Source organism: Streptomyces sp. NRRL B-3229, assembly GCF_000719505.1.
Classification (GTDB): domain Bacteria; phylum Actinomycetota; class Actinomycetes; order Streptomycetales; family Streptomycetaceae; genus Streptomyces; species Streptomyces griseorubiginosus.
Genome location: NZ_JOGP01000019.1, coordinates 33,483 through 51,870, shown reverse-complemented (window position 1 = coordinate 51,870; position 18,388 = coordinate 33,483). Strand labels below are relative to the sequence as shown.

Sequence of the window (18,388 nt, the reverse complement as noted above, 5' to 3'; positions counted from 1 at the left end):
GGCCGGTCAGCCGACCTGCCCCATCCCCGCCGCGTTCGGCCAGCTCTGCGCGTTGGGCCAGCCGGTGGCGGGCGCGGTCGACAGTTCCTCCGGGCCGGTGGGCGCCGGGGCCGTCATGCCCCGCACCTGGGCCGCGGTGAGGCCGCCGCGGGCCGGTACCCCGGGCGGCGTCGGTCCGACCGGCGCGCCGAAGGGCATCGGTGCCGGAGCGGGCGGGGCGGGCGCCGGTATCGGCATGGGAGCGGGGACAGGGGTAGGGGCAGGAACCGGGGTCGGCATCGGTGCCGGTGCCGGCATCTGGGCGGGCGTCGGCATCTGGGCGGGCGTCGGCATCTGGGCCGGTGCGGGCATCCCCGCGCCCATGGACTGCGCCCCCATCGACTGCGCCCCCATCGACGGGGCCGCGGCCACCGCGACCGGCACCGGCTGCGCGACCGGCATCGGCATGCCGCCCCCCACCGAGCCGCCACCGACGGCCATCGCCGCCAGACCCTGCATTCCGGCTCCGTTGGTCTGTCCGACCAGCCGGTCCACTGCCGCCGTACCCGAGCTGTAGCTGGTCCCTTGAGCGAGCTCGGGCACGGCGGCTCCCCTCCTGGTCCCGTAGAGCACCTGTTCCAGGCCGGACACCAGGCGACGCACGTCCACCTGGGGGCGCACCACGAGCCGCAGGAAGCGACTGGAAGAACCGATCTTGTTGCCGCACTCGCGGACGAGGATGCGGTGCTCGCTGAGCATCCGGTCCCGCACCACGGTCCCCTCGGCGCCGACCGGCAGGCGCACGAAGAGGAAGTTGCCCTGCGAGGGGTAGACGGTCAGGCCGGGCAGCGCGGCCAGCTGGCTCGCCATGTCGAGACGGTCCCGGCGGACCTGGTGCAGGCTCTGCGCGTACTCGGCGCCGTGCTCCTTGAGCATGAACACCACGTACTCGGCGAAGGCGTTGAGGTTCCACTTCGGCAGCATCGAGCGGACCCGGCCCGCGAGGGAGGGGTTGGCGACCATGTAGCCGAAGCGGATGCCGTGCAGGCCGAAGTTCTTGCCGAGGCTGCGCAGCACGATGACGTTCGGCCGGACCATCGCCTCCTGGACGACGCTCGGCTCCTGCTCGGCGTCCGCGAACTCCAGGAACGACTCGTCGATGACGATGAGGTCCAGGTCGGCCATCGCGTCCATGAACTGCACGAGCGCGTGCTTGTGGAGGAAGCCGCCGTCGGGGTTGTTGGGGTTGCAGATGACCGCGACCCGTGTCCCCCGGGTCCGTATGAAATCGGCGTACTGCGCGAGGTCCAGGGCGAATCCGCTGGACTCCTGGAGCGGGAACATGTCGACCCGCTTGCCGGTCTCCATCGGCTGGTCGGTCCAGCGGCCGAAGGTGGGGACCGGAACGGCGAGCGACTCACGGACCAGCAGATGGTCGATCCAGGTGATCAGTTCGGTCGAGCCGTTGCCCATCGCCACGGCCTGCGGCGGCAGTTGGAGCAGGTTGCACAGCTCGGCGGTGATCGTGTCGGCGCTGCTCGGGTAGTAGGTGATGATGTCCTTCAGCCGCGCGGCCATGGTGTCCATCATCGCCGGAGTGGGAAAGTAGGGATTGCAGGGGATACAGAAGTCCACCGGCCCTACCCCGTCCCCGCCCTCGCGCGTCAGCGCCGCCATCGACGGGCTGTGCGCGGCAGAGCTGCGGAACAACGAGGTGACGTTGTCGGCCATGGAACCTCCGTATGGGGCGGGTCCGGCGGGGACGTCCGGGCCCGTCGTCATTGGGTGGCCCGCGCGGGGGAGCACGGGCCGCCCCTACATACGGATGCCTGCGTGGCGCCGTTCAACGGGTGTGAAAGAAGTGTGAGTTCGGGAACCACGGGCCCGATTACCTCATCAGGGCAGGTCAGGCACCGAATGCGTGGATCGTCGTGCTCCGGTACTCCTGGCCCGGCCGCAGCACCGTGGACGGGAACGACGGCTGGTTCGGCGAGTCCGGGAAGTGCTGCGTCTCCAGGCACAGGGCGTCGCCCTGACGGTAGGTGCGGCCGGAGGGGCCGACCAGGGTGCCGTCGAGGAAGTTGCCCGAGTAGAACTGGAGCCCGGGCTCGGTGGTGGCGATCTTCAGGGTGCGGCCGGACGCCGGGTCGCGCAGGGTCGCGACGTGCTCGGGCTCGGCGGTGATCCCTTTGTCCAGCGCCCAGTTGTGGTCGTAGCCCTTGGCGGCGAGCAACTGGGGGTGTCCGGTGCGCAGATCCCGGCCGATCGGCTTGGTCTCGCGGAAGTCGAAGGGGGTGCCGTCGACCGGCGCCAGTTCACCGGTCGGGATCAGCCCCGGGTCGGTGGGCGTCCAGCGGGAGGCGGCGATCGCGAGCTCGTGGTCCGCGATCGTGCCGCTGCCCTCGCCCGCGAGGTTCCAGTAGACGTGGCTGGTGAGGTTGACGACGGTGGCCCTGTCGGTGCGGGCCTCGTAGTCGATGCGCCAGTCGCCGCGCTCGGTGAGGGTGTAGGTCACCGTCGCCGTGAGTGTGCCCGGGTAGCCCATCTCGCCGTCGGCCGAGGTGTAGGACAGGTGCAGGCCGACGTCCGAGCCCTTGGTGAACGGCTCGACGTCCCACACCCGCCGGTCGAAGCCCTCGGCACCGCCGTGCAGGCTGTTCTCGCCGTCGTCGACGGAGAGTTGGTGGCTCTCGCCGTCCAGGGTGAACCGGCCCTTGCCGATCCGGTTGCCGTACCGCCCGATCAGCGCGCCGAAGTACGGGCTGGAGGCGGCGTAGTCCTCGATCCGGGCGAGGCCCGCACAGACATTGGCGTACCGGCCGTGCCGGTCGGGGATCTCCAGAGATCGCACGATCCCGCCGTACGACAGGACTTCGAGGCGGGTGCCGCCGTTCTCCAGCGACCAGCTGTGGATCTCGGTGCCGTCGGCGAGCTCGCCGAAGAGCGTCTTCACCGGCTTTCCTCTCCTCAGGGGAAGGGCCCTCATGGGAAGGGCCCCGCCTCGCGGCGGGGCCCGATCCGATCGGGTCGTTCGGGTCTACGAACCGGACTTGCGCTTGTTCCACACGTCGAAGCCGACGGCGGCCAGCAGGGCGAGGCCCTTGATGACCTGCTGCCAGTCGGTGCCGACGCTCAGGAGGTTCATGCCGTTGTTCAGCACACCGAGGACGAGACCGCCGATGATCGCGCCGAGGACGGTGCCCACACCGCCGCTCATGGACGCGCCACCGATGAACGACGAGGCGATGGCCTCGAGTTCGAAGTTCAGGCCCGCCTTCGGGGAGGCCGCGTTCAGACGGGCGGCGACCACCAGACCCGCCAGGGCCGCGAGCACGCCCATGTTCAGGAAGACGAGGAAGGTGACCTTCTTGTCCTTGACGCCGGACAGCTTCGCGGCCGGCAGGTTGCCGCCGATCGCGTAGATGTGCCGGCCGAAGACCGCGTTGCGCATGACATAGCCGTAACCGACCACCAGCGCGCCCAGGACGATCAGGATGATCGGCGCGCCCTGGTAGCTGGCGAGCAGCATCGTGACCGCGAGGATCGCCGCGGCGATCGCGACGAGCTTGAGCAGGAAGGCGTTCCTGGGCAGCACGTCCAGCGCGAACTCCTGCTGGCGCTTGCGGTCGCGGACCTCCTGGTAGATCACGAAGGCCAGCAGCGCGAAGCCGAGCAGCAGGGTGAGGTTGTGGTAGTTGGTGTTCGGGCCGACCTCGGGCAGGAAGCCGTTGCCGAGCTTCTGGAGTCCGTCCGGGAAGGGGCCGAGGGTCTGGCCCTCCAGCAGGATCTCCGTCAGACCGCGGAAGAGCAGCATGCCCGCCAGGGTGACGATGAACGACGGTATGCCGAGATACGCGATCAGATAGCCCTGCACCGAGCCCGCGACCGCGCCCACCACCAGGGTCAGCACCAGCGCGAGGGGCCAGGGCACGTCGTGCTGCACGGTCAGCACGGCCGCGAAGGCGCCCACGAACGCGGTCAGCGAACCGACCGACAGGTCGATGTGTCCCGCGATGATCACCAGCATCATGCCGATCGCGAGGATCAGGATGTAGCTGTTCTGGAGCACCAGGTTGGAGACGTTGCGCGGCAGCAGCAGATCGCCGTCGGTCCACACCGCGAACAGGGCGACGATCAGGCCGAGCGCGATCAGCATGCCGTACTGCCGCATGTTGCGGCGCAGTCCGCCGACCATCAGCTGGAGCAGGCCCTCGTCGGAGGACGACCCCCCGCCCTTGCCGGGCGGCACCGCGGCCGGAACCTTCGTCACATCGGTGCTCATCGCGTTACCTCTTTGTCCTTCGTCATCTGGCGCATCAGCACTTCCTGCGTGGCCTCGGCGCGCGGGACCTCACCCGTGAGCCGTCCGGCGGCCATGGTGTAGATGCGGTCGCACATGCCGAGCAGCTCCGGCAGCTCGGAGGAGATGAAGACGACCGCCTTGCCCTCGGCGGCCAGCTGGTCGATGACCGTGTAGATCTCGTACTTGGCGCCCACGTCGATACCGCGGGTGGGCTCGTCCAGGATCAGCACCTCGGGACCCGCGAAGATCCACTTGCTGAGGACGACCTTCTGCTGGTTGCCGCCGGACAGCCTGCCGACCGTTTCGAAGACCGTCGGCGCCTTGATGTTCATGGACTTGCGGAACCGCTCGGAGACCTTGCGCTCCTCGTGCTCGTCGACGATTCCGCGCTTGGCCACCTTGTGCAGGGCGGTCAGCGAGATGTTGCGGTTGATGTCGTCGATAAGGTTGAGGCCGTAGTGCTTGCGGTCCTCGGTGACATAGGCGATGCCGTGCCCGACCGTCTCGGAGACGGTCTTGGTACGGATCTCCTTGCCGTCCTTGAAGACCTGGCCGCCCGCGTGCCGGCCGTAGGCACGCCCGAACACGCTCATCGCGAGCTCGGTGCGCCCCGCGCCCATCAGGCCCGCGATGCCGACGATCTCGCCGCGGCGCACATGGATCGACACGTCGTCGACCACCTTGCGCTGCTGGTCGATCGGGTGGTGCACGGTCCAGTTGCGGATCTCGAGCGCCGGGGCCGCGTCCACCTCGCCCTCGTACGGCGTGCGGTCGGGGAAGCGGTGGTCCAGGTCGCGGCCCACCATGCCCGAGATGATCCGGTCCTCGGTGGTCTCCGGGGCCTTCACGTCCAGGGTCTCGATCGACTTCCCGTCGCGGATGATCGTCACCGAGTCGGCGACCCGGCGGATCTCGTTGAGCTTGTGGGAGATGATGATCGAGGTGATGCCCTGCTTCTTCAACTCCAGGATGAGATCCAGGAGTTTGCCGCTGTCCTCGTCGTTCAGAGCCGCGGTCGGCTCGTCGAGGATGAGCAGCTTCACCTTCTTGGAGAGCGCCTTGGCGATCTCCACCAGCTGCTGCTTGCCCACGCCGATGTCGGCGATCCGGGTCTCCGGGTGGTCGTTCAGACCCACCCGGCGCAGCAGCTCGGTGGCGTGCTTCAGCGTCTCGTTCCAGTTGATGAACCCGCCCGAGGCGTGTTCGTTGCCGAGGAAGATGTTCTCCGCGATCGACAGGAACGGCACCAGGGCCAGTTCCTGATGGATGATCACGATGCCGTGCTGCTCGCTCGCCCGGATGTCCTTGAACGAGACGATCTCTCCCTCGAAGAGGATGTCGCCCTCGTACGTGCCGTGCGGATGGACGCCGGAGAGCACCTTCATCAAGGTGGACTTCCCGGCGCCGTTCTCACCGCAGATGGCATGGACCTCGCCCTGCCGGACGGTCAGAGTGACGTCCGACAGCGCTTTGACGCCGGGAAAGGTCTTGACGATCGAGCGCATTTCCAGGACGGGTCCCGCCATGGTCGTGCCTTTCAATCAGTGGGGGATGGGGCCGACAGGGAGGTAGCGACTAGTTGAGGTCGCTGGCCTTGTAGAAGCCCGTGTCGACCAGTTCCTTGGTGTAGTTGGACTTGTCGACGCTCACCGGCTGGAGCAGGTAGGCCGGGACGACCTTGGTGCCGTTGTCGTACGTCTTGGTGTCGTTGACCTCGGGCTTCTTGCCGTTGAGGACGTCGTCCACCATGTTCGCGGCGACCTTGGCGAGCTTGCGGATGTCCTTGTAGACCGTCTGCGTCTGCTGGCCCGCGATGATCGACTTAACCGAGGCGAGCTCGGCGTCCTGGCCGGTGATGACCGGGAGCGGCTTGCTGCCCTTGCCGTAGCCGTCCGACTTCAGCGCGGCGATGATGCCGATGGAGATGCCGTCGTACGGCGACAGGACCGCGTCGACCTTGCCGCTGGTGTAGGTCGAGGTGAGGATGTCCTCCATGCGCTTCTGGGCGGTGGCGCCGTCCCAGCGCAGCGTGGTGACCTGGGTGAGCTTGGTCTGGCCGGACTTGACCACGAGCTTCTTGCTGTCGATGTACGGCTGGAGCACGCTCATCGCGCCACCGAAGAAGTACTTGGTGTTGTTGTCGTCGTTGGAGCCGGCGAACAGCTCGATGTTGAAGGGGCCCTTGCCGCTCTTCAGGCCCAGCTTGTCGACGATGTAGCTGGCCTGGAGCCGGCCGACCTTCTCGTTGTCGAAGGAGGCGTAGTAGTCGACGTTCGGCGTGCCGAGGATCAGACGGTCGTAGGCGATGACCGGGATCTTGGCGTCCTTGGCCTGCTGGAGCACGTTGTTGAGCGACTTGTTGTCGATGGCCGCGATGACCAGGCCCTTGACGCCCTGCGTGATCAGGTTCTCGATCTGTGAGACCTGCTGGTCGGGGTCGTCCTCGCCGTAGACCAGCTTGGTCTTGTAGCCCTTGGCCTTGAGCTCCTTGACGACGTTGTTGCCGTCGGCGATCCAGCGCTCGGAGGACTTGGTCGGCATCGCGATGCCGATGGTGCCGCCCTTGGCGCTTCCGGACGACTCCTTGCTGCCGCCCTCGCTGTTCTGGCCGCAGGCGGAGAGGGTCAGGGCGAGAGAGGCGGCGCCGGCTATGGCGGCGAGTGCGGCACGGCGAGTACGCATGATCATCATCCTTGATGTCGGGACGGGCTCGGTCTGGTGGTTCGGGTTTCCGGCAGGAGGTGCGGGTTCCGACCGAGGAAGAGGCGTGTGGGATTCTGTGGGACTACGTCCGGTTCTGTGAAGGGGCTTGGTCAGAACCGTTATGAGGGTGTGTCAAAACGCTTCAGCACGCCCGGCATTCGGGAACCGGGCGGCGCCATGTCGCCGTCCGCTCCGTGCCGGGCGAGCAGATCCAGGGCGAGCCGCCCCCGACGGACCCGTTCCCGGGCCGTACTGAGGGCGAGATCGCGCAGGTGGTGGCCGTACGGGTAGATCCCCGGGGCCTTGGACAGGCCGAACTTGAGGTACAGCGGTGCGCCGCGCCGGATCAGTTCGGCGACCTCGTACATGCGCACATAACCGCCGAGGTCGTCGGGTGCCTCGATGTACATGTCCATCGGAGCGGCCGACACCCGCCGGATCTCGGTGAGGTGACCGAGCGTCAGGTCGCTGGGCACGTTGATGGAGTCGGCGCCCAGGTTCTCGTAGACCGCGAACGCCGCCGGATTCACCGGCCCGACCAGCGCGCTCAGCTTCAGGGTGGTGTCGTTCGGGATGAGGCCGGCGGTGCGTGCCCGGTGCAGTGTCCACAGCACGCCCTCGTCGGCCACGAGCAGGCATCTGACGCCCAACTCCGTTGCTCGCAGGGCGTCTTCGACGCAGCCGGCCACGGCGTCGTGCCCGCGCGCCCGCATGCCCCCGCCGCGCGAGTCGCTGCGCACCGAGCCGCCGATGTCCCAGGTGCCGCGCGGACCGGTGAACAGGCAGAGCTCGATGTCCCGTTCGTTCGTCCCCTCGACCATTTCGGTGATCTCGGCGTCCGTCAGCATCCACACACCGCTGCCCTGACTGATCCGGTGGATGGGCACGTCGAGCCGCGAGGCCTCCTTCAGGACCACGGCCAGCGCTTCCGGGCCCTCGCACGAGGGGATCTCGGTACGCCAGCGGCCGCCGCCGGGGAACGAGTGCGGCGAGGCGTCCGCGGGATCCGGGGCGGGCGCGCCGAGGCCGAGCGCGGTGAGCGCCGGCTCACCGGGTCTGCGGGCCTCCGGGGCGGAAGCGTCGGTCGTCACGTGCTGTCCTTCGCGTTCGAGATTTCGGACAAGGTTCGCGGCTCGGATCGTGCGGGGCTTGGGGTACGTCGGTACGGGGTGGTCAGGTCACCCCGTACCGACGTACGTCTAGGGGCGGAGCAGCACCTTTCCGACCATCGGATCACCGGACCCGACCAGTTCGATCGCCTCCGGGAAGGCGTGCAGCGGCAGTTCGTGCGTGATCAGCGGCAGAGGGTCGAACACGCCGGCGCCGAAGACCCGCACCGCGTGCGCCCAGGCGGACGGCGGAGCCCCGAAGACGGCGTGCACCTCCAGCTGCCGTACGACCAGGTCCGTCGGGTCCAGGCCCAGCGCGCCCGGCGCCGGGATGCCCGTCAGGACCAGGCGTCCGCCGCGCCGCAGCAAGGAGGTCGCCATGCGCGCGGCGGAGGCGGACCCGGCGGTCTCGACGACCATGTCGAAGTCACCGGGTAGTTCCTGGTTCCGCGTGCGGAAGTCGTCGGCGCCGAAAGCCTTCGAGAGCCCTGCCCGGTCCGGCCGGGTGCCCACCATGAGCAGCTCGGCGGGCGAGCTCGCCCTCAGGAACTGAACGGCGAACATCCCGAGCGTTCCGGCCCCCACCACGGCCACCCGCTCGCCGGGCACCGGCTTCATCTTGAGCAGGGCGGCCGCGACACAGGCGGCCGGCTCCAGGAGCGCCGCGGCGGTGAGATCGGCGCTGTCGGCCAGGACATGGAGCAGACGCGCGGGCAGCGTGAGGGTGGGGGCCATCGCACCCGGCTGGGTGAACCCGGTCTCCTCGTACCCCGCCGTGCACAACGTTGTCTCGCCCGCGTGACAGCGCGCGCACACCTGGCAGTTGCGGAAGCCCTCCCCGACGACCTTGCGGCCGACGAGAGTCGAAGGCACCCCCGCACCCACCGCCTCGACCGTCCCGGACCACTCATGGCCGGGGATCAGGGGGTAACGGACGTACCCCTCGGGCCGGTTGCCCTGGTACACCTCGCGGTCGCTGCCGCAGATCCCCACGGCGTGGACGCGCACCAGCGCCTCGCCGGCCAGGGGCTCACGAAGCGTGTGCTCCTCCAGCCGGTGCTCGCCGGGCGCCTCGACGACGACCTGACAGCTCACTGGGTGCCCTTCGGCCTGCGCTGCTCCCAGCCCTCGGCCCACAGGTCGAAACGCGCCTGCTGCTGCGGGAACTCGGCGGCCGCGTCCACGTCCAGCTCGACACCGAGACCGGGGGCGTCGGAGAGGTGGAAGTAGCCGTCCACGACCTGCGGGGCGCCCTTGACGACCTTCTTGATCTCCGCGTCGGCGAAGTCGTTGAAGTGCTCCAGGACCTTGAAGTTCGGCGTGCTGAAGCCGACCTGGAGGGAGGCGGCGGTCAGCACCGAGCCGCCGACGTTGTGCGGGGCGATCAGCACGTAGTGGGTCTCGGCGGTGGCGGCCAGCTTCCGGGTCTCCCAGATGCCGCCGAGGTGGCCGACGTCGGGCTGGATGATGTCCACGGCCTGGCTCTCGAAGAGCTCGCGGAACTCGATGCGGTCGTGGATCCGCTCACCGGTCGCCACCGGGATGTCGACCTTGGCGGCGACCTTCTCCAGCGCCTTCAGGTTCTCCGGCGGAACGGGCTCCTCCAGCCAGGCCGGCTTGAACGGGGCGAGGTCCTTGGCCAGCCGGACCGCCGTGGACGGCGAGAAGCGGCCGTGCATCTCCAGCATCAGCTCGGCGTCCGGGCCGATGGCGTCCCGTACGGCCTCGATCAGGGAGACGGCGTACAGGCTCTGCTCGTGATCCAGCTCGAAGTGGCCGGTGCCGAAGGGGTCGATCTTGAGCGCCTTGTACCCGCGCTCCATCACACCGAGGGCGGCCTTGTGGTACGCCTCGGGCGTGCGCTCCGTCGTGTACCAGCCGTTGGCGTACGCCTTGACCCTGTCGGTGACCTTGCCGCCCAGAAGCTGCCAGACCGGCACCCCGAGGGCCTTGCCCTTGATGTCCCAGCAGGCCATCTCGATCACGGCGATTCCGGACATCACGATCTCGCCGGCGCGGCCGAAGTCGCCGTACTTCATCCTCTTGACGAGGTCCTCGACAGCGAACGGGTCGGAGCCGAGAATGTGATTGCGCTCGGCCTCCCTCAGGTAGCCGATCAGCGCGTCGGTGCGGCCCAGCATCCGGGTCTCACCGACGCCGGTGACGCCTTCGTCCGTGTGCACCTGCACGTACGTGAGGTTGCGCCATGGCGTTCCGACCACATGCGTACTGAGTCCCGTGATACGCACGTCAGCCACTCCCTAAGACTTTCGGACCGTTCGAGATTTCGGATCATGTTCGAAATGCTGGCTCGACCGTAAGGACGGTGTAGGGGGAGTGTCAATGCTCCGGCCGGTCGAACGTCCCACTTGACCGATGCTACGGCCGTGCGGGACCGGCCCGTCCTGGGGTCGTTGTGTGTAGGTCGCGTTACGCAACCGTGACGACTTCCGGCCGCAGCCCCCTTGACCGCCGTGAATTGTTAGCGCTCACAATAACCTCCGCATCAACGAGCGACGGCTGAGGGGGGTTGAGCGTCGTGTCGGCAGTTCTCCAACTGGCTTCACCAGCAGTTCACTTGGAAATGTCCGGAATTCCGACGTGACCTCGGCGGCACGCCCACGTCCGTCCACACCGCAGGCCATGACGGCCGACGATCACCAGGGAGGTGCGACCATGCGGCACTTGCAGCTCCGGCCGCCCACCATGGCGGACGTGGCCCGCGTGGCAGGGGTGTCCCACCAGACCGTCTCCCGCGTTCTCGCGGATCACCCCAACGTGCGCAAGGAGACCCGCGCCAAGGTCCTGCGGGCGATCGAGGAGATGGGCTACCGCCGCAACTCCTCCGCACGGGCCCTGGTCACCCGACGCACCCGGACGCTGGGTGTGGTCGCGTCCAACACCACCCTCTACGGCCCGGCCAGCACGCTGTTCGCGCTGGAGGAGGCGGCGCGGGCCGAGGGGTACACCGTCTCGACGGTCAATCTGCGCAAGCTGGTCGTGGACACGCTCTCCGAAGCCCTTGACCACCTCGGCGAGGGCGGAGTGGAAGGCGTGATCGTCCTCGCCCCGCAGCGGTCGGCCGCCGATGCCCTGGCCGAACTCCGGCGCCCCTACCCCGTGGTGGCCGTCGGGACCGGGTCCGGCGCGCAGATCCCGAGCGTCAACGTGGACCAGCATCTGGGCGCCCGGCTGGCCACCGGTCACCTGCTGGCCGCCGGCCACGCGACGGTCTGGCATCTCGCCGGACCCGAGGACTGGCAGGAGGCGGTCGACCGGACCGTCGGCTGGCGGACCACTCTCGAGGCAGCGGGCATCGAGCCGCCGGCCCCGCTGCATGGCGACTGGAGTCCGCTGTCGGGCTACCGGGCGGGCCAGGAACTGGCCGGCTGGGTGGGCCGTGGGCTGACCGCCGTCTTCGTCGCCAACGACCAGATGGCACTGGGAGTGTTGCGGGCGCTGCGGGAAGCGGGGGTGCGCACTCCCCAGGACGTCGCGGTGGTCGGCTTCGACGACATCCCGGAATCGGAGTTCTTCGCTCCGCCGCTGACCACCGTCCGGCAGGATTTCGCGGAGGTCGGCAAGCGGAGCATCTCCCTGCTGCTGGACCTGATCGAGGGCCGGTCTCCCTCCGGGGTCCAGGGGGTCCGGATCGAACCCCAACTCGTCGTCCGCGCCAGTACGTTTCCGCACTCGCCCCAGCCGGGAGACCCCGGCTGACACGGCACCAGCCGATCTCATTCGCACATCAGTGTGATCGGTATTTCGAATGATGATCGATGGGGTGGACATGAGTGAGCGTCCGCCCCTCGCACCAGGGTCCGTCGAGGACCAACGGTCCGGTCCCGGGCCGGCTCTTCAAAGGAGAAGAAACATGCTCAACAGGAGAAACTTCCTCACCGCCGCGATCGGCGTGGCGGCCACGGGCGCCCTGGCTGCCTGCGCCAAGGAGGACAAGGGCTCCACCGGCACCTCGTCCGGTGGCAGCAAGGCGATCACCCTCGGCTTCTCCCAGGTCGGCTCCGAGAGCGGCTGGCGCAGCGCCAACACCACCTCGGTGAAGGAGGCCGCCAAGGAGGCGGGGTACAACCTGAAGTTCTCCGACGCCCAGCAGAAGCAGGAGAACCAGATCTCCGCCATCCGCAGCTACATAGCCCAGAAGGTGGACGTCATCGCCTTCTCCCCGGTGGTCGTCACCGGCTGGGACGCGGTGCTCAAGGAGGCCAAGGCGGCGAAGATCCCGGTGGTCCTCACCGACCGCTCCGTGGAGACCTCCGACGACTCCCTCTACGTCACCCTGGTCGGCTCCGACTTCACCGACGAGGGCCGCCGCGCCGGCAAGATCCTGGAGAAGGTGCTGGCCAAGGCCGGCGTCAAGGGCCCGGTGAAGATCGCCCAGCTGGAGGGCACCACCGGCGCCGCACCCGCGATCGAGCGCGCCAAGGGCTTCAAGGAGGTCATGGACGCCGACCACAAGGACGACTGGAAGATCGTCGTCAGCCAGACCGGTGACTTCACCCGCGCCGGCGGCAAGCAGGTCATGGCGGCCTTCCTCCAGTCCAACCCGGACATCAACGTCCTCTTCGCGCACAACGACGACATGGCCATCGGCGCCATCCAGTCCATCGAGGCCGCCGGCAAGAAGCCCGGCAAGGACATCCTCATCGTCTCGATCGACGGTGTGAAGGACGGCTTCATCGCGATGTCCGAGGGCAAGATCAACGCCATCGTCGAGTGCAACCCGCTGCTCGGCCCCCAGCTGATGGAGGTCGTGAAGACGGTCCACGACGGCGGCTCGGTCGAGCGCTGGATCAAGACCAAGGAGGGCGACTTCATGCAGGACCAGGCCAAGGCCGCACTCCCGACCCGCAAGTACTGACCGACCGCACCCACCGGCAGGGAGCCAGGGGCCGGCCGAGAACACCTCGGTCCGGCGGGCTCCCTGCGGGCCCGGCCCGCAGTGGGCCTGAGCCGATTCCACGAGGAGCGCTGCCATGGCAGAGCCGCAGCCCGTCCTGGAGATGACGGGCATAGTCAAAGAGTTTCCGGGGGTAAGGGCTCTGTCGGGCGTCGACTTCCGGCTCTTCCCCGGCGAGATCCACGCCCTGATGGGCGAGAACGGTGCCGGGAAGTCCACTCTGATCAAAGTGTTGACCGGGGTCCACACCCTGGACGGCGGCACCATCACCCTGGACGGGAAGCCCGTACGGATCGGCAGCCCGCTTCAGGCGCAGCAGGCCGGCATCAGCACGGTCTACCAGGAGGTCAACCTCTGCCCCAACCTGTCGGTCGCGGAGAACATCTTCATCGGACGCGAACCCACCCGCGCGGGCCGCATCCAGTGGAAGCGCATGCGCAGCGAGGCGGCGAAGCTCGTCGACCGCCTCGGACTCGACATCGACGTCACCGCGCCCCTGTCCGCCTACCCGCTGGCCGTGCAGCAACTGGTCGCGATCGTGCGGTCGGTGGGCACCGGCGACAGCGACGGAGAGGGCTCCGGCACCAAGGTGCTGGTCCTGGACGAGCCGACGTCCAGCCTCGACCGCGACGAGGTCCTCGAACTGTTCCGTCTGATGCGGCAGTTGAGGGACGAGGGCGTCGCGATCCTGTTCGTGTCGCACTTCCTGGACCAGATCTACGAGGTCTGCGACCGGATGACCGTCCTGCGCAACGGCGCCCTGGTCGGCGAGCACATGGTCCGCGACCTCGACCAGGTCGGGCTGATCGAGCTCATGATCGGCAAGGCACTGGACCAGCTGGAGGAACTCCACGACCAGCAGCTGCACGCGGACGTCGGTGAGCCGCTGCTGAAGGCGGAGGGCCTCGGCAGGACCGGCGGTGTCGCCCCCTTCGACCTGGAGATCAAGAAGGGCGAGGTGGTCGGTCTCGCCGGCCTGCTGGGCTCCGGCCGAACCGAACTGGCCCGGCTGCTTTTCGGCGCCGACCAGCCGGACAGCGGCAAGCTGACCGTCGGCGGAGAAGCGGTCTCGATGAGCGCCCCGAACGACGCCATCGGCGCCGGAATCGCGTTCTGCTCGGAGAACCGCAAGACCGAGGGCCTGGTCCCCGATCTCACCGTGCGGGAGAACATCATCCTCGCGCTCCAGGCGGCCCGCGGCTGGACCCGGCCCATCCCGGCCTCGCAGCGCGACGAACTCGTCGCCAAGTACATCAAGGCCCTCGACATCCGCCCCGCCAACCCCGAAGCCCGCGTAGGGCAGCTGAGCGGCGGAAACCAGCAGAAGGTGCTGCTCGCCCGCTGGCTGATCACCCAGCCGAAACTGCTGATCCTGGACGAGCCGACCCGCGGCATCGACATCGGCGCCAAGACGGAGATCCAGAAGCTGGTGGTCTCCCTCTCCGAGGACGGCATGTCCGTGCTGTACATCGCGGCCGAACTGGAGGAAGTGCTCCGGCTCAGCCACACGATCGGAGTGCTGCGCGACCGCAAGCTGGTGGCGCAGCTCACCAACGGGCCCGAGATCACCACCAGCAAGATCCTCGAGACCATCGCGAGCGGAGAACACCAGTGACCACCCCCTCCCGCTGGCGAGCACTGACGCGCCATCACCTCTTCTGGCCGGTAGCGGTCCTGGTCGCCCTGCTGCTCGTCAACGTCCCCTTCACGCCCGACTTCTTCGCGATCCACATGACGAACGGCCACCTCTACGGCAGCCTCGTCTCGATCGTGCTGTTCGGTTCGCCCCTCATCCTGGTGGCGGTCGGCATGACCCTGGTCATCGCCACCGGCGGCATCGACCTGTCGGTCGGCGCCGTGGTCGCCATCACCGGGGCCCTGACCTGCTCGTACCTCAGCCACCAGGCTGACCAGAACGCCCTGTCCGGCGTGTTGCTGGCGATGGGTCTCGGCCTGGTGGCGGCGGTCGTGTGCGGCCTGTGGAACGGCTTCCTGGTCGCCCGGATGGGCATTCAGCCCATCATCGCGACCCTCATCATCATGGTCGCCGGCCGGGGCGTGGCCCAGCTGATCACCGACGGCCAGATCATCACCGTCAACAGCGACCCGTACCAGCTGATCGGCGGCGGCTACTGGCTGACCCTGCCCTTCTCCATCTTCGTGGTGGCCGCCGTCGTGGCCGTCACCGTGGTGCTGACCCGCCGTACGGCCCTCGGCCTGCTCGTCGAGGCGGTCGGCGGCAACGCCGAGGCCAGCCGCCTGGTCGGCATCAGGTCCCGCCGTATCAAGATCATGGTGTACGTGTTCTGCGCCGTGTGCGCCGGTATCGCGGGCCTGATGATCAGCTCCAACACCTCGGCCGCGGACGGCAACAACGCCGGTCTGTGGATCGAGCTCGACGCGATCCTCGCCGTGGTCATCGGCGGCACCTCGCTGCTCGGCGGCCGCTTCTCCATCGGCGGCACGGTGATCGGGGCCCTCGTCATCCAGACCCTGACCACCACGATCTACACCATCGGCGTGCCCACCCAGACCAACCTGGTCTTCAAGGCCGCCGTGGTCATCGTCGTCTGCCTGCTCCAGTCCCCGAAGTTCCGCGCCAAGGTCTTCGGCGCCCGCGCGAAATCCGCCGCCCCGGCCGAGCCCGCCGCGGTGGCCGAGGACGCTCCCAAGATGGAGGTGTCGTGATGAGTGCGACCACCCGGACCCCCACGACACCGGAGAGCCGGACCACGTCCCGGTCCGCGCGCCTGCTGGGCGACCGGCGGCTGCCCGTCCTGGTCACGGCCGGCCTGTTCCTCGTGATGTACGTCGCAGGCCTCAGCCGCTACCAGAACTACGGCTTCGGCGAACCGCAGGTGTTCCTCAACCTGTTCATCGACAACAGCTATCTGCTGGTCGCCGCCGTCGGTGCGACCTTCGTCATCATGTCCGGCGGAATCGACCTGTCCGTGGGTTCCGTGATCGGCTTCACCACCATGCTCACCGCCTGGCTGGTGCAGGACGTGGGGCTGCCCCTGCTGCTCGTCGTGCCCATCTCCCTGAGCGTCGGCGCCTTCGGCGGCTTCCTCATGGGCTACGTGATCCACAACTTCGAGATCCAGCCGTTCATCGTGACGCTCGCCGGACTCTTCCTCTTCCGCGGCCTGTGCCTGGTCATCAGCAAGGAGTCGATCGCCATCAGCGACTCGGCCGTGAGCAGCCTGGCCGAGACACGGATACCGCTCGGCGTGGGAGACCTGTCGATCGGTGCCGTCGTGGCCCTGGTGGTCCTGGGCGTCGCCTTCTACGTCCTGCACTACACACGCTTCGGGCGCCGGGTGTACGCCATCGGCGGCAACGAGCAGTCGGCCCTGCTGATGGGACTCCCGCTGGGCGGCACGAAGATCGCGGTCTACACGATGAGCGGCTTCTGCTCCGCGCTCGCCGGCCTCCTCTTCATGCTCTACATCCAGTCCGGTGACCCGTTGCACGCCGTGGGCATGGAACTCGACGCGATCGCCGCGGTCGTCATCGGCGGCACCCTGCTCACCGGTGGCTCCGGCTATGTCCTCGGAACCGTCTTCGGCGTCCTCGTGCTCGGCCTGATCAAGAGCATCATCCAGTTCGAGGGCACCCTCAGCTCCTGGTGGACGAAGATCGCCACCGGAGTGCTGCTCTGCGCGTTCATCCTGGTCCAGCGGGCCATGACGGCCCGCAAGGCGACCTGAGACGACGAGACGTCGCTCACCGCGGCGATCTTCGCGAGGCGGTTTCGGCGCGATGGGGCGGATCATCCGCAATCCGTCGCGCCGAAGTCGTCGGTCCGCACACAACCTTCACACAAGTCCTCGGGAATCCTGCTCCCGGGGCCCTTAGCCTTCCCGCGTCATGGACTACTGCGACCCGTGCCGACGGCACCTCAACGGCGCCCTCGCCTGCCCGGGGTGCGGCACTCCGATCGAAGCCCTCGGCACGGCACGTGCGCCGTACGACCCGAGCACGTTCGGTTCCCACGGGGGCATGGCGGGGCTGTACGCGGCGGGTGCCGAGAGCGGGTACGGCGTCCAGGGCCCGTACGACACGACCGCGCCCGTGGGCGGACACGGCGGCGGGGGATACGGCACGGCGGGGCATGCGGCGTCCGAGGCTCCGTACGGCGGGGCGGTCGGGGCGGTGCCGGCCGGCTCGGCGTACGGCGGAGCCGGCCACGGCGACGTCCCCTACCCGAACGATTCCGCGGGCGCCGAGTCGAGCGCGGGGCACGCCCCGGCGCTTGCGGCTGCGGCTGCGGGTGCGGGTGCGGACTCCGGCTCCGGCTTCCCCCTCGACTCCGGTTCCGGCACGGGCTCTGGTGTCGGTCCGGGTGTCGACCAGGGTCCGGGTCCCGGCGTCGACTCCGGGTTCGGCTCGGGCTCGGGTCTCGGCTTCGACCCGGGTCCCGGCGCCGGTCCCGGACTGAGCCCCGACTCGCAGACCGACCCGCCAGGCGCCGGTGCCGAGACCGCCGCCGCGGACGGCAGCCCGGCCGAGGGACGGGCCTCCCGGCGGCGCGCGCGGGGCCGAGGTGCCGAGGACGCGGGTGCAGAGGGCGTGGGCGCCGAGTACGCGGGGCGCGCGGACGGCCACGACCGCCCCCGCCACCCCGAGGACGCCGACCAGGACAGTCACGGCGAGGACGACTCCGACGAGGACGGCGACGATTCCGCCGGCGGAGCCAGCCGTCGGGACCGCAAAGCCGCCGCCCACCGCCGGCGTCGCCGCAGGACCCTGCTGATAGCCGCCGGCTTCGTGCTCGCGGCCGGCGGTCTGAGCCTCGCCGAGCTCGGCATGGACGCCCCGGGTTCCTCCCCGAAGCCGGCGGCGGTGGGCGACGGTTCGGCCGAGGGCGGCGCGTCCCCGGACGCGAGCGAAGCGACGTCGAAGGCCACCGACTCCGGCGGAGCCGCCGCTTCGGCGTCCCCCTCGTCGTCCGCCTCCGCATCCCCCTCCGCTTCCGCGTCCGAGAGCGAGAACGCGAGCAAGAGCCCCGACCCCCGGCCGACGACCACCACGCGTCCGGGCGCCTCGACCCCCAGGGCGACGGCCACGGCGACGAACGGCGGCTCTGCCCCCACGGCCACCCCCACGACGACGGCCCCGAGCCCGACCCCGTCCCCCACACAGTGCGACCGCTTCCTCTGGTGGTGCACCTAGCCCTGGGCCGTCATGCGTCCGCGGCCCGGTGGGGGTTGGTCGCGCAGTTCCCCGCGCCCCTAGGGGGGTGCGGCTCCAACCGGCCTGGGCCGTACCCACTCAGGGGCGCGGGGCTGTACCGATATGCGGCTCCGCCGCGTGCGCGACCAGCCACTACGCACCCGCACCCGGCAACGCACAGCACCCGGCACTCGCGAAACC

At 69.0% G+C, this 18,388-nt stretch carries 13 protein-coding genes and 1 pseudogene; 6 read left to right on the top strand and 8 right to left on the bottom strand.

The features are described 5' to 3' along the window. Nucleotides 1-6 precede the first annotated feature (6 nt). The 8 genes and pseudogenes from IF54_RS0127895 to IF54_RS0127860 form a co-directional block, all read right to left on the bottom strand. Nucleotides 7-1,710, bottom strand: coding sequence for a pyridoxal phosphate-dependent aminotransferase (locus IF54_RS0127895; protein WP_030323552.1), 1,704 nt, complete (start codon nt 1,708-1,710; stop codon nt 7-9). 175 nt (nt 1,711-1,885) lie between these two features. Continuing rightward, nucleotides 1,886-2,938 (bottom strand): annotated as a pseudogene (locus IF54_RS0127890) (aldose epimerase family protein); the annotation flags it as partial. 78 nt (nt 2,939-3,016) lie between these two features. Continuing rightward, nucleotides 3,017-4,261: a multiple monosaccharide ABC transporter permease gene (mmsB, locus tag IF54_RS0127885; RefSeq protein WP_030323550.1), complete on the bottom strand. Its 1,245-nt coding sequence runs from the start codon at nt 4,259-4,261 to the stop codon at nt 3,017-3,019. Continuing rightward, nucleotides 4,258-5,808: a multiple monosaccharide ABC transporter ATP-binding protein gene (gene mmsA / locus IF54_RS0127880; RefSeq protein ID WP_030323548.1), complete on the bottom strand. Its 1,551-nt coding sequence runs from the start codon at nt 5,806-5,808 to the stop codon at nt 4,258-4,260. The genes mmsB and mmsA overlap by 4 nt, the downstream gene beginning before the upstream one ends. A 49-nt stretch (nt 5,809-5,857) precedes the next feature. Then, on the bottom strand, nt 5,858-6,964 hold the full coding sequence (chvE, locus tag IF54_RS0127875) for a multiple monosaccharide ABC transporter substrate-binding protein (protein WP_030323546.1): 1,107 nt from the start codon (nt 6,962-6,964) through the stop codon (nt 5,858-5,860). Between the two features lie 140 nt (nt 6,965-7,104). Continuing rightward, nucleotides 7,105-8,076 carry a hypothetical protein gene (locus IF54_RS0127870; protein WP_030323544.1) on the bottom strand — a complete coding sequence of 324 codons (972 nt, stop codon included), beginning with the start codon at nt 8,074-8,076 and terminating at the stop codon, nt 7,105-7,107. Between the two features lie 108 nt (nt 8,077-8,184). Next, on the bottom strand, nt 8,185-9,189 hold the full coding sequence (locus tag IF54_RS0127865; protein WP_030323542.1) for a zinc-dependent alcohol dehydrogenase: 1,005 nt from the start codon (nt 9,187-9,189) through the stop codon (nt 8,185-8,187). Next, entirely contained in the window at nt 9,186-10,343 is a 1,158-nt protein-coding gene (locus IF54_RS0127860) for a mandelate racemase/muconate lactonizing enzyme family protein (protein ID WP_030323539.1), read from the bottom strand. Before IF54_RS0127860 ends, IF54_RS0127865 begins: the two co-directional genes overlap by 4 nt. A 427-nt stretch (nt 10,344-10,770) precedes the next feature. Here IF54_RS0127860 and IF54_RS0127855 point away from each other — a divergent pair, with 427 nt between their 5' ends. The 6 genes from IF54_RS0127855 to IF54_RS0127830 all read left to right on the top strand — a co-directional run bounded on the left by IF54_RS0127855 (nt 10,771) and on the right by IF54_RS0127830 (nt 18,187). Next, nucleotides 10,771-11,814 carry a LacI family DNA-binding transcriptional regulator gene (locus tag IF54_RS0127855; protein WP_030323537.1) on the top strand — a complete coding sequence of 348 codons (1,044 nt, stop codon included), beginning with the start codon at nt 10,771-10,773 and terminating at the stop codon, nt 11,812-11,814. Nucleotides 11,815-11,968: 154 nt separating this feature from the next. Further along, complete coding sequence (locus IF54_RS0127850) at nt 11,969-12,973, top strand: ABC transporter substrate-binding protein (protein ID WP_030323535.1); 1,005 nt, start codon at nt 11,969-11,971, stop codon at nt 12,971-12,973. A 115-nt stretch (nt 12,974-13,088) separates the two neighbouring features. Further along, entirely contained in the window at nt 13,089-14,627 is a 1,539-nt protein-coding gene (locus IF54_RS43985) for a sugar ABC transporter ATP-binding protein (RefSeq protein ID WP_030323534.1), read from the top strand. Beyond that, on the top strand, nt 14,624-15,700 hold the full coding sequence (locus tag IF54_RS0127840) for an ABC transporter permease (RefSeq protein WP_030323533.1): 1,077 nt from the start codon (nt 14,624-14,626) through the stop codon (nt 15,698-15,700). The genes IF54_RS43985 and IF54_RS0127840 overlap by 4 nt, the downstream gene beginning before the upstream one ends. Then, nucleotides 15,700-16,722, top strand: a complete 1,023-nt coding sequence (yjfF, locus tag IF54_RS0127835; RefSeq protein WP_030323532.1) for a galactofuranose ABC transporter, permease protein YjfF — start codon at nt 15,700-15,702, stop codon at nt 16,720-16,722. Before IF54_RS0127840 ends, yjfF begins: the two co-directional genes overlap by 1 nt. A gap of 160 nt (nt 16,723-16,882) precedes the next feature. After that, nucleotides 16,883-18,187 carry an SCO2400 family protein gene (locus IF54_RS0127830; protein ID WP_030323531.1) on the top strand — a complete coding sequence of 435 codons (1,305 nt, stop codon included), beginning with the start codon at nt 16,883-16,885 and terminating at the stop codon, nt 18,185-18,187. Nucleotides 18,188-18,388 lie beyond the last annotated feature (201 nt).

Bases quoted from the DNA above. Each gene is read 5' to 3' on its own strand.
- IF54_RS0127895 (WP_030323552.1), bottom strand. From the start codon at position 1,710: ATGGCCGACAACGTCACCTCGTTGTTCCGCAGCTCTGCCGCGCACAGC.
- mmsB (WP_030323550.1), bottom strand. From the start codon at position 4,261: ATGAGCACCGATGTGACGAAGGTTCCGGCCGCGGTGCCGCCCGGCAAG.
- mmsA (WP_030323548.1), bottom strand. From the start codon at position 5,808: ATGGCGGGACCCGTCCTGGAAATGCGCTCGATCGTCAAGACCTTTCCC.
- chvE (WP_030323546.1), bottom strand. From the start codon at position 6,964: ATGCGTACTCGCCGTGCCGCACTCGCCGCCATAGCCGGCGCCGCCTCT.
- IF54_RS0127855 (WP_030323537.1), top strand. From the start codon at position 10,771: ATGCGGCACTTGCAGCTCCGGCCGCCCACCATGGCGGACGTGGCCCGC.
- IF54_RS0127850 (WP_030323535.1), top strand. From the start codon at position 11,969: ATGCTCAACAGGAGAAACTTCCTCACCGCCGCGATCGGCGTGGCGGCC.
- IF54_RS43985 (WP_030323534.1), top strand. From the start codon at position 13,089: ATGGCAGAGCCGCAGCCCGTCCTGGAGATGACGGGCATAGTCAAAGAG.
- yjfF (WP_030323532.1), top strand. From the start codon at position 15,700: ATGAGTGCGACCACCCGGACCCCCACGACACCGGAGAGCCGGACCACG.
- IF54_RS0127830 (WP_030323531.1), top strand. From the start codon at position 16,883: ATGGACTACTGCGACCCGTGCCGACGGCACCTCAACGGCGCCCTCGCC.